General features: G+C 47.6%; 8 protein-coding genes. All 8 read right to left on the minus strand.

The features are described 5' to 3' along the window. Positions 1-82: 82 nt before the first annotated feature. Positions 83-1,696, minus strand: coding sequence for an MFS transporter (locus LHUE1_RS04780; RefSeq protein WP_049169552.1), 1,614 nt, complete (start codon positions 1,694-1,696; stop codon positions 83-85). A gap of 30 nt (positions 1,697-1,726) precedes the next feature. Then, on the minus strand, positions 1,727-3,772 hold the full coding sequence (locus LHUE1_RS04785; RefSeq protein WP_049169553.1) for a glycosyl hydrolase 115 family protein: 2,046 nt from the start codon (positions 3,770-3,772) through the stop codon (positions 1,727-1,729). 698 nt (positions 3,773-4,470) lie between these two features. Then, the gene (locus LHUE1_RS04790) at positions 4,471-6,297 is read right to left on the minus strand and encodes a heavy metal translocating P-type ATPase (RefSeq protein ID WP_049169554.1); all 1,827 of its coding nucleotides are present in this window, start codon (positions 6,295-6,297) and stop codon (positions 4,471-4,473) included. A 480-nt stretch (positions 6,298-6,777) separates the two neighbouring features. Continuing rightward, the gene (locus tag LHUE1_RS04795; protein WP_049169578.1) at positions 6,778-7,218 is read right to left on the minus strand and encodes an Hsp20/alpha crystallin family protein; all 441 of its coding nucleotides are present in this window, start codon (positions 7,216-7,218) and stop codon (positions 6,778-6,780) included. A 295-nt stretch (positions 7,219-7,513) separates the two neighbouring features. Further along, positions 7,514-7,918, minus strand: coding sequence for an iron-sulfur cluster biosynthesis family protein (locus LHUE1_RS04800; protein ID WP_010490526.1), 405 nt, complete (start codon positions 7,916-7,918; stop codon positions 7,514-7,516). Positions 7,919-8,510: 592 nt separating this feature from the next. Beyond that, positions 8,511-9,848, minus strand: a complete 1,338-nt coding sequence (locus LHUE1_RS04805; protein WP_049169555.1) for a S1C family serine protease — start codon at positions 9,846-9,848, stop codon at positions 8,511-8,513. A gap of 197 nt (positions 9,849-10,045) precedes the next feature. After that, positions 10,046-10,864, minus strand: coding sequence for an MBL fold metallo-hydrolase (locus tag LHUE1_RS04810; protein ID WP_049169556.1), 819 nt, complete (start codon positions 10,862-10,864; stop codon positions 10,046-10,048). Positions 10,865-10,932: 68 nt separating this feature from the next. Next, positions 10,933-11,730, minus strand: coding sequence for a two-component system regulatory protein YycI (locus LHUE1_RS04815; RefSeq protein ID WP_217774464.1), 798 nt, complete (start codon positions 11,728-11,730; stop codon positions 10,933-10,935). Between the last annotated feature and the right edge of the window lie 42 nt (positions 11,731-11,772).

The raw sequence follows: 11,772 nt of genomic DNA on the forward strand, positions 1-11,772 counted from the left end.
CGATCTAAGCGAATTCAGTGAGCTTGAAAAATGGCTTCTGCTGGACAACATCACCTCCTTAAAAGATGCAATTTAGAATCCATTAAGCTTTCGTTGATGGATCATTAGGTGTTGCCGGCTGTTGATCGTTGCGACGCCAGAATTCAATTGAATCATATGGCACACCGGTCAACTGTTCGCAAACCCGTTTGGTATCCGGCTTAACGTCTTTCATGCTGCCGCCTTTTTGCAGACGGGTTAATTCAGCAGCCAACACATTGAATGTCTTCTTGCTGAGATGGAACCGGCTAGCAAAGAACATCGCGATTAAGATCATGATGCCCACGCCGCCAGAAACAATGAACAAGATCATATTTGTCGCACTTGCAGGCTGCGAAACCGCACCGCTTGTGGACTGACGGAAACCGGCAACATCAAGCAGATAGCCAGCAACCACTGAAGCCAAGCCCTGACTGATTTGGTTGATGAAGACCATGACCGAAGCGAATAATCCGGCACGATTTTTACCAGTGACCAAGGTGTCCACATCAGGAATGAATGGGAAGACATTCCACGGAACAAAGTATAGAATGTACAAACCAATTTCATAAAGCAAAGTACCAACAATCAGCCAGACCATGACGCCTGCAGGTTTGGTTAACCCGATAAACGCCCAATCAATGACACTGATCAAGATCAATGAATAACCAAACAGATACAGTGCGCGCGGTGAAATTTTCGTGACGATATAACCGGCTAAAATCGTAACCGGAACTGAGACGATACTCAACGATTGCAACATTCCGGAAACACTTGTTGTTTTACCAACAACAAAGACAATGTAGTAAACAAACGTTGTGGACCACAGAATAGAAGCAAAGTAAGAACTCAGATAAATGCCCATGTGTGTCCGGAAACTCTTAATTTTGAATGTGGAGAAGTAGTTCCGAATTTCGGACTTGAACGAACTCTTCTTGCCGCCATTATCTTCAAGCGCTTGAGCCTGCAGCTTCTTCGCTTCGTTTTTAGTAACGAAGTGTTCCCAAGTGGTCTTATAAGTAACCAAGATCAAGAAGAAGGTAACAATTGAGAACATGATCTGCATAATCAAATATGGTGTCGGTGACGTCTTTGGATAGAACCGGAACAATTGGGCAGGAACGAATTGTGCTAACATGTTACCCAAACCGGCAATGACCATCCGGACGGTTGACATCGTGGTCCGCTGATTGTAATCCTTGGTCATTTCGTTTGGCAGTGTTTCCCAAGGGATCTGGAGCACTGACATTAAAACAGTGGTAATCACATAAGTAATCAGATAGTACCAGTAACTCATTCCAGCAACCCAGAGCGTAATCGCGAATAATACGGATGGCGCTGCGGCTAGAATAAAGATATGACGCCGACCAAACCGGCGGCCAATCTTGTACTTGTAAATGTTATCGGAAATATTACCCATAACCAGCGAGGCAATCGCATCAGCGACACGACCAATTAGGAAAATGGTCGCACCTTGACCTGCTGACAAACCGCAAAACGTGGTATAGAAGAACAGTAGCCATGCACCAACTAACCCCTGCATGGAAATACTGAACATCGAAAAAACACCGAATCCTAGTGACCGGCCGATACCGATCTTTTTGCCACGCGAATGGTAAATTTTCTTCGAGGCGAATTCGTCCCAACCATCGTGGACAACGGCTTTTTTATTTTCCATTGTTTTTTCCTCTTTCACACTTTCAATTTATTATTTTTCATCAATCAATTGTTCGCGCAATTTCTTGGCAATTTGATCATCTGAAAGCGCCAGATGGGTATTCGACAAAAGCATAACCCGTGCATCTGCCGGTTCCATCAAGTACTTGCGTTCCCATTGATCTTCATCCGGACCGTCACCCAAAACCCGTAGATACGAGCGCAGGCGCCGTAACTTAATCGCATTCAGCTCAATGTTTGAGTATGCATCGTTGTGGAAGAAATCAACCCACTTAGGGGACGGATTATCGCGCCGCAACCGCATGATCGCATCGTTGGCTCGAACCGCTTCATCGGCACCCAGGAAAGCATGCACGATTTCGGCATTTTGGTAGTGGCGATAAGCTTCAATGCTGGCACGCAAGGCATGCAACGAGCAGGCGTGAACGGCAATGCCCATCAGCATATCGTTGTAGAAAAGCCGTTGCGGTTGCTGGCCCATGATATCGGCGTAAACTTGGGAAGCACGTCGATACAAATGATCCCATGCGGCGTATTTGGTATCAATTAATTGCGTGATTTTGGTAAGTTGCTCATCAAGAGACACATCGCCGGTTAACCAGTTCATCTGCTCAAGCTGCGGATAATGACCCATCCATGCTTTAACGACTTTCCGGATGAGATACGGGGCAAATTCATCGCCGGCTTTTTGATCATCATGCGGACCATATTGGATAGGCGACTTGAAATAATCTTCATAAATGTCAGTAATCTCTTTTTGCGCCTCAGAATAATAATGATTGACATAGTCTTTGATAATCTCGTCTTCGCTGCGAACTTGGAAATCACGGCGCCACGAGCGGGCAACTTCGCGAATGAATAAAATGTGCGGCTTGACATTGCCGACGTTGATTAATTCCAAAGTGTCCATGTCGGCTTTCCTGACTTTTTCAAGCTCTGCCGCGACAAAATGTGGGCTATTCGGCAATAATGTCAAAAAGCTGGATGCCTGCAAATCATGGAAAGTCACATGATAATAAATGCCGCGGGCACGATGCGCCTTGTTAGGAATCGTCAGAACCGGTGACCGCGGATCATCATCCCATTGCCGGCGTGATACCATTTTGCCATAGCCGTTGTCGGCCCAGATCTCAATGACATCTTGCGGCAGCTTCAGTAAACCTTGATTGAACAAACCGGTTAACTCGCCATAAATGCTGACTGAACATTGTGCGCCAGGATCGAGTTCCTGCACCATGTCGTATTGAAGCTTGATGGTGTCATTGATGACCTTTGCCTTTTCCTCATCCGTCCATTTGTGCGTCGTATCGTCTGCCCAGAATGGCCGGTCGCCTTGGCCGCGGAACCCTAAGCCGTAAACGACTTCATGGCCGCGTTGTTCCAAAATACTGTCGTTCCAGAGCTTCTTAAAGAGTTCCGGATACTTAAGATACGAAGCTTCAAGATTCGGATAAACCCGGGCAAACATCTCCGCGCCAAGTGGTTCAGCATGATGATGCGCAATAATCAAGCCCATATCCCGCGCACCGGCACGATGGAACCGACTCTCTTTGTCGGTACCGGGTACGATCAGGTTGCCACCAACCCGCAGCAACGTTTCGTAAATCCGATCCCACACATATTCTTTTGAATCATGATCCTGCCAGTCTGCGATCAGGAGTTCATCATTAACAAACCAGCCGCGGTATTTAGTCTGAAAATCAGGCAACTGTTGGCTGAAATCAGACCAGGTGACGCTTGCCTGCTTCTTAATCGGCGTATCCATGAAATACCAGAAGTCATCAATGCCTAGGACTTCACGGGAAACAGCCAGCGCGCCATACATCAACCCGCGAGTAGTAGCCGCGGTAATTTCAACTTTCTGTGGATCAACATAATGCATTGCAAATGCATCAGGTACTTTCTGATCGGCCTTTGGTTGCAACACCAAGTCAATCTGATTGGTATCGGCTTGTGAAGTCGTTACCTTTTGAATATCCCGCTGTAAAATATTGACGGCATTCTTCAAAACCGGATCCGCCATATTGTCAGTCGAGACACTTGTATTTCTGGAAATTACAAATGTTTGATTTGCCATACACAACTCCTTCTCTCGATGAAACCAGCTAAAAAACTTAACACTGCAAGCACCCGTTGTCATAAGGCACTCGCCAACTTCTGTGATCTGATATATTAAAACCTTAATTACAAGATGATTGTAGCGCTTGCAGTAACCGCTTCCAATAAACTACTTTCTGCAACCATTGAACTGGTTACTGTTGTGTGAGCGTGAGCATGAGCGCTTAGACGCCGGAGTGTAAGTGGCCTTGGGCGTGATGGCTGGGTTTTGGCCATTGCGACCAAGGTCCTTACACGCAGGCTTCTGCGAATGCGAACGCGTTATAGAAAGCGGCAGTTCAACACCCAATTGCCAACAATAGAAAAAGCGCTGAGCGTGAGCCGGCGCGCTTAGAAGTCGGAGTGTAAGTGGCCTTGGGCGTGATGGCCCGGGCTTAGGCCATTGCGAACAAGGTCCTTACACGCAGATTTCTGCGCCGGCGAACGCGTTATAGAACACGACAGTCCAACAACACCCCAATTGCCAACAATAGAAAAAGCTGCCTCCATACTTCCCCCACCGCAAAACCTCTCGCCCACCCAACACAAAAACCTAACCCAAAACAAAAACCTAACCCAAAACAAAAAAGCCAACCGCCTCCGCGAATAATCGCGAAACCGATTGGCCTTTCAACATATATATACTGCTAAAATCTATAATTTCCTATCAAACAACTCTTAAGCCCGAGCTTCTGCCCGAACCGGATCGACCAAAGCCTGACGATGCAAGCCATTCCGAGCACGCAGCGCGTACAAAATGGTAACCGTATCAACGACTTCCTGCAACATCGCGCCAATGATCGTTGGGATAACTCCGAAACTGGCGATGACCATCAACCCGGTACAAATCGCAATCCCGATGAGCACGGACTGCTTGGCGATGACCATAGTTTCCTTGGCAATCAAGGTTGCCGCAGCGACCTTAGCCAAATCGTCACGTAACACAACGGCATCGGCAGATTCACTGGCCGCCGTTGCGCCATGTGCCCCCATGGCAATTCCGACATCGGCAATCGCCAATGATGGGGCATCGTTAACGCCATCGCCAACCATGACAACCGGCCGGCCACTTTTAGGCAGTTTATCCAACACTTCGATTTTCTGTTGTGGCAACTGCTCAGCATAAACCTGGTCAATACCGACTTCTTCAGCAACTTTATCAGCAATCGACTGCTGGTCACCGGAAATCATGATCAAGTTAGCATCATTCAGTTCGTGCAGCTTGGACATCGTTTCTTTTGCTTCCGGCCGAATCTGGTCAGAGAAGGTAATGGCGCCGGCGTATTTACCGTCAACGTTGACATAAACCGCCGTCGTATTGATGGTATCCGTTGTCCCGGCAAACTCTGCTTTACCGACCTTAACCTTGTGGCCGTCAACCGTCGCATTCACCCCGAAACTGGTGGCTTCGGAAACATCGGTCGCTGGCAGACGGTCAGCAACCGGCACAGCATCGGTCAGGGACCGCGCCAAAATGTGGGTTGACTGACCTTCTGCGCTCGCCGCCAAGTTCAACAATTCATCTTGTGAGAAACCTGCTTGTGGCAAGATCGCCGCCACTTTTAAAATACCGCGCGTCACCGTACCGGTTTTATCAAACGCAAACGTCCGGGCATCACTAAGTTTTTCAAGTGTGGTGCCTGACTTGACGATAATCCCGTTACGACTGTTGCGGCTCATGCCGGAGACCATCGCAATCGGTGCCGCCAAAATCAGCGGACATGGCGAAGCAACAACGAGCACTTGGGCAAACCGAACCGGATCGCCTGACAAGTACCAGCCTAGACCGGCAATCACATAAGCGATCAAAGTGAACGGTACCGCATAGCGATCGGCCATCCGGACAAAATGCGCCGGCCGTGCTTCTGATTCCTTAACTAATTTGATAATCCCTTGATACTGACTATCTTCGGCACGCTGGGTAACTTTAACGGTTAACGCAGCATCACCGTTAATTGTCCCGGACATGATATCCGTACCTGCGTTTTTGGCAACTGGTTTAGACTCACCGGTTAAACTGGCTTCATCGACCAAACTCTCGCCTGCCAAAACCGTACCATCGACTGGAACAACTTCCCGCGGCTTAACCAAGATCGTTTCACCGACTTGGACCGCATCAACATCAACATCTTCAACGTGACCATCAACCATCCGATGAGCCGTTGTCGGTGCATTTTCCAACAACTGTTTCAATTCGCTGCTGGCTTTTGTCGCAGCAAAATCTTCCAGCGCATCGCCACCGGTTAACATGAGCAACACAATCATCGATGCCCAGTACTGACCGACTGCCAACGTTGCGACAACCGCCGTAATGGCTAATAAGTCCACCCCAAAGTTACCGGACCGAATTGTTTTCACCATGCCCCCGAACATAATCAAGGCGATAATCGACCCCATCACCGTGATTAGCCCCTGAGCAATCAATGGCTGTTTTAATACGAACGCAAAGACCAGCGCAACGGCACTTACAGCGAGCACCATCATTAACTGCCAGTTCTTCTTCATTGTTGCCACTCCCTTTTCCTAAGTACCTTAATTATAACCATTACAATCTGAAAAAGCAATCCTTTTTAGAACGAATATAATCTGGCTTGGAAAATGTTTTTCACGCAACGCCCAATTCAGCTTGGACTAACTTACTGGGAAAGATCCCGTTAACACCGCGCCCTTTTGCCGCTTTAACGGTAATGATGTACCCGGTTTATTTTTTGGCATCCCTAATATTTACCTTCCATTATACGCCTTTGCAGGTAAAAGATTCGCGGATTGAAGCTTATTTGTGCGTCAATTTCACATGGGATTGGGAATGGTTCGAAAGAATCCGCTGCCAAGATGGTCTCTGAATCTTATACGTGACACTTCTGCTTTCGATAACGCGCTCCCCGGCGCAGGGGTCGGCTCACGCTCACACGAAAAAAAGATTCCCACCGGTTTCCCGATGAGAATCTTTGTCGTGACTTGTGTTGCTAGGCAAACAGATTCGAATTAGTCAATCGTGATCTGATGGCTTCCTTCTTGATCGCCTGTCAACTTAGGCAGATCAATCGTCAAGACACCATCAGTGACTTTAGCGCTGATCTTACCCTCATCAACATTTGGCAACCGATAGCTGCGGCTCATCCGACCATAGCTGCGTTCAGACATCAGCATATTGCCTTCGTTGTCTGAATGATCGGCTTGCTCTTCATGCTTAACCGCAACACTCAGAATGCCATGATCGTAACTCAGATTAATGTTTGGCTTCTCGATACCGGGAACATCTACCTTCACAACATATGACTTGTCATTTTCCTGAATATCCGTTTTCAGCAGGCGACTGCTATCACCGCCACGACTCGGCGTGAAGCTGTCAAAAATATGCCGTCCTAAATCATTGAAGAATGGATCATCCAACCAATCATTGCGCCGCATAAGATCATTAGCCATCATCGAAAACTTCCTTTCAATATAGTGAGCGTGAGCAGGAGCGCTTAGAAATCGGAGTGTAAGCGGCTTCAGACGTGAATGGCTGAACTTTGGCCATTTACGTCTGAAGTCCTTACACGGAGATTTCTGCGACTGCGAACGCGTTATGGACATTGACGTCATTGCTGTTCCCTTAGAACACATAAAGTATAACACAAAAATTAGCACTCGTCATGCACGAGTGCTAATTTTTGTTCTTCTAACCTTTGCTAACTCACAGTTTCTGCTCTTGGAACTCGCAACAACGATCCGCTATTTAGCAAATCTTGCCGCCCAAGGATTTCATTTCTTCACGCCGCTTGTCATCGGATTGCGGTTTTGCCGTCACGTGGTTCAGTGTCACCGCGCCGTCCAAAATGCCGCTATCATCGCGCAAAGCTAACGAAGCATTCTTGAAATCAAGCGTTAGCCCGCTGCCGAAATAATCTGTCTCCGGATCACCGGTCGTCAAGTTGAAACCGGCGTCGTTTTCTAGCGGCAGTGCATAATCCTGATCGTCCGTATCCGTCACGACAATTTGGTACTTATTGCCAATGGCACAGGAACCGCCTAATTTGGAATACTTACTCGAACCATCATCCAATGCCAGGAACAAATGTTGATCCTTGGCAACATGGTTGTTCAAATAAGTCACCGCAGCTGGTTTGATCGTGATCTTCATGTTGGACCATCCTTTCAAATACATTGTGCACAACTTATTTACCATCTTTATGGTATCCAGTTTGTCCCCAGAAGTCAAATTCCGAGTTTTTCGCAATCAACAACAGGTTGTCCACACGGGTTATCCACATGTGCGTAACTTGACACCCAAAATATAGTATGAAGAACTGGAATTGACACCAAATAGACGATTCGAAAAATTCAAGTAAAAAATTTTTCGAACGCAGTCATCCACAGTTTTTAATCGTTCGATTTCACAAACTTCAGCGCACCAATCCCGCTCCCATGGCTGGGAACAAACGTTTTGTCACAAGTAAAAAAAGTTTATCCACAAGTTATCCCCAGATCGGTGGACAACTTAATCACACCCGAAAATCTTAGTTATGAACAGTATCCACAGAGTTATCCACAGGTCAATGAGCACTTTTACCAAAAAGTTACCCACTCTTGACAAAACTTTTTCTTGAACTTTTCCACAGGTTATTCGCTAAACTTTCGTTAAAATTTGGGAAACCGCTTCCGACTAACTACGCAAATGAATCTAAAAAATCCCCGACCAAGAACCGAACATTCTCAATCGGGGATTTTCTAATTTAATTCTTTAAATCGCTGGTCGTCTGGGTCAGTTTAAACGAAACGGTTTGTTGCTGACCTTCGCGATACACGGTGAGCTTAATCGTATCGCCAACCTTGTGCTTATACAGTTGTGTGTGTAACTCAGCTGTGTTGGTAACATTGACACCATCCAGTGCGGTAATGACATCATACTTCTTCATCCCCGCGTTTTTGGCGCTGCTGCCACTGGTAAAACCGGCAACCACGACGCCACCGGTGATGCTAGATGGCAATTTCAGGACTGACTTTTGCTGTGTGGCAGAAACGGTGGATAAGTCGCGAACCTCAACGCCAAGCGCTGGCCGAACGACTTTGCCGTTTTGTACAAGCTGGTTGATGATCGAAACCACTTCGTCACTTGGAATTGCGAAGCCCATGCCTTCGATCGTGGCACTATCAGAACTGCTGCTGGAACTGCCGGATAGCTTCATTGAGTTAATCCCGACGACCTGCCCGGCTAAGTTAATCAGCGGGCCACCGGAATTCCCTGAGTTAATCGCGGCATCGGTCTGAATAACCGTTGCCTGGCCGGTTGTATTGCCGTTACTGTCCGTGACATCAATCGTTCGGCTCTTGGCACTAACAATCCCCTGGGTCACACTGGTCGCGTATTGTGAACCCAGCGGCGAGCCAATCGCTAAGACAGTCTGTCCAGCTGCAATCTTACTTGAATCGCCAAAACTTGCGACGGTGGTGACCTTGCTGCCATCAATCGTCAGAACCGCTAAGTCAGACGTCGAATCGGTTCCGACTAAGCTAGCCGTCAACTTGGTGCCATCGCTTAAAATGACTTCAAGTTTATCCGAACCGCTAACCACGTGATTATTCGTGACAATATAGGCTTTGCCGTCTTTCTTTTGGTAAATCACACCAGAACCTTCGCTGGCTTCTTCAAGGCTTGAAGAGCTGTTACTCGAACTGCTGCTACTTTGTTGGTTACCTTGACCAAAAATACCTTCAAGGCCGCCAAAAGTGTCAAGGCCATCGCTGTTACTTTCGGCTTTTTGCATATTCACAACGGAAACAACGGCACCTTTGACTTTAGCAAAAGCCTGCTCCGATGCGCTGCTTTGGTTAACCGAGACATTAGAGATTTTCGTCGTCCCTGCCTTGCCGGAAGTATCGGTCACGCCAAGACTGGCATTGTGGTTCATCGCCCAGTAGGCGGTTCCGCCACCAACACCGCCACCGATCAAAGCAGCAACCACCGCCACAATCGCAATCAGTTTCCAGCCGCTATTCTTCGGCTTCTTCGACCCCCGTTGCGGTTGCTGATCTTGTGGTGTCTCTTGAAAGTTATGACTTCCATTATCCATAACTTGATCCTCCTTGTGGGCAATTCTAACTCACCCTGTTTACAATCATTATTGTAAGTGGCGATTTTGACGAAATTATGAACAACATAGGGCTTTTTTAAATCAACGCAGACCGGTAATAAAAAAGCGGCCAACCCTATGCACAAGTCGTCTGCTTTTTCCTACCAACTGCTATCCGAAACACTGCACCAATCATCTCACACAACAAACAATGGATCGGCAATGGCCGGATCAGTATCATAAAGATGAAAATCGTGATCGACCGCGAGCCCTTGTTGTGCCAATAACGAGGCAACGGTTAAATGAGCCAGCGGTTTATTATTATTATGTGGCGATAGATGTCCGAGATAAATTCGCTTGGTGCGCAAGCCAATCACATCCATCAACGCATCGGCACCGTCCTCATTGGACAAATGCCCTTGATCGCTCAAAATTCGTTGCTTCAACGGCCATGGATACGGACCGGTCCGCAACATCTCAAGGTCATGATTACATTCCATCACATAAGCATCAGCATCGCGAATCGTCCCGGCCACCCGATCCGACACATAACCGGTATCAGTCAGGATCGTGAAGGTTTTGCCATCATGGTGAAATTGATAAAACTGTGGCGCCGCAGCATCATGCGAAACGCCAAAGCTTTCAACATCCAGATCGCCTAAAGTCAGCGTGGCCCCCATATCAAAAAGCCGCAACTGATCTTCTGGAATCTTACCGACACTTTTCGGTAACGCCGCAAACGTTTTGGCGTTGGCGTACACACTAATTTGCGGATAACGTCGCGCCAAAACGCCGACACCGCGCACATGATCGCTATGTTCATGCGTGATGAAAACACTGTCCACATCGGTCAGATCCCGCCCGATGCTTTGCATGAGCTTTTCAATTTTCTTGCCGGACAAGCCAGCATCAACCAGCACCTTGTGACCAGGCGTTTCAATGTAGGTTGCGTTACCGGAACTGCTACTGGCAAGGACACTGACACGCATCCCAAAATCTTCGCCCACGATCAACATCTCCCAACTTTACCATTCGGCTGACTACCTAATTTGGCACCCAGCCGTTATCGCTTTACATTCTAACACTAATTGTCACTGCGATTCTTCATAACCGTTCGCGTAATCGCATTGACACGTTTGACCGTCACATTTCCGGTTGCCCGATTTTTAACGCCAATGTACCAGGCGGGCACATAAACCGTGCTGCCTTTTGCATCGAGTAGATAACTATAAGCTAACTTGGTCGAAACAATCGCCGAATTGTTTGGAATGTCGTTGTCCCGATACAGGGCGATTACGGCGTCCTGCTCACTCATTAAATTCAAGCGATCTCGTAACACGCTCAACTTGGACAGGTAGGTCTGTGTGTAGCTTACCAGGCGATTATCGTTAACATGTAAAGTGACCGCTGCACGCCGATCATAAATTAACCCGGCTTTAGGATGCTGAGCAAAGACGATTCGCTCATCGTTAGAAAGCGCCGGCGCATATTCGTACTCTTTGCCGTGATAGACGTTGTTTTTAACAAATGTTGCCAGCTGCTGTTGTTCCTGGTTTTTCTTCAGGGTAATCGGCTCATCCAAACTCGCCTGTAGCTCTTGATAGTCGCCTTCGCTAATTGTCACCTGCTGCTTCACCAGCAGACTGCGCGCCGCTGACAAGGCGGTGTTGGCTTGGCTGGCAAGGTAATCGCCTTGAGGTGTCTTTTTGCTTAAATGCGGCAACTTAATCTGATCGCGGGTAATATCGGTAATCGTCGCCGCATCCCCGCTCTTAATCGTCGCCAGATCGACTTGCTGCGCCTGAAAATAGCTGATGCCCAGAAAAATATTCAAGCCAACGAAGACAACCAGAAAGATCCATTCAATTCGTCGAAAATCCACAGTACTCGCCTCCTAAGCTGAGCGTGAACCAGCCCGGTTAGA

Source organism: Lacticaseibacillus huelsenbergensis, from assembly GCF_029726355.1.
Taxonomy (GTDB): domain Bacteria; phylum Bacillota; class Bacilli; order Lactobacillales; family Lactobacillaceae; genus Lacticaseibacillus; species Lacticaseibacillus casei.

What these genes read in the sequence shown, in the direction of transcription:
- LHUE1_RS04780 (WP_049169552.1), bottom strand. Translation starts at nt 1,696, where the DNA reads ATGGAAAATAAAAAAGCCGTTGTCCACGATGGTTGGGACGAATTCGCC.
- LHUE1_RS04785 (WP_049169553.1), bottom strand. Translation starts at nt 3,772, where the DNA reads ATGGCAAATCAAACATTTGTAATTTCCAGAAATACAAGTGTCTCGACT.
- LHUE1_RS04790 (WP_049169554.1), bottom strand. Translation starts at nt 6,297, where the DNA reads ATGAAGAAGAACTGGCAGTTAATGATGGTGCTCGCTGTAAGTGCCGTT.
- LHUE1_RS04795 (WP_049169578.1), bottom strand. Translation starts at nt 7,218, where the DNA reads ATGGCTAATGATCTTATGCGGCGCAATGATTGGTTGGATGATCCATTC.
- LHUE1_RS04800 (WP_010490526.1), bottom strand. Translation starts at nt 7,918, where the DNA reads ATGAAGATCACGATCAAACCAGCTGCGGTGACTTATTTGAACAACCAT.
- LHUE1_RS04805 (WP_049169555.1), bottom strand. Translation starts at nt 9,848, where the DNA reads ATGGATAATGGAAGTCATAACTTTCAAGAGACACCACAAGATCAGCAA.
- LHUE1_RS04810 (WP_049169556.1), bottom strand. Translation starts at nt 10,864, where the DNA reads ATGTTGATCGTGGGCGAAGATTTTGGGATGCGTGTCAGTGTCCTTGCC.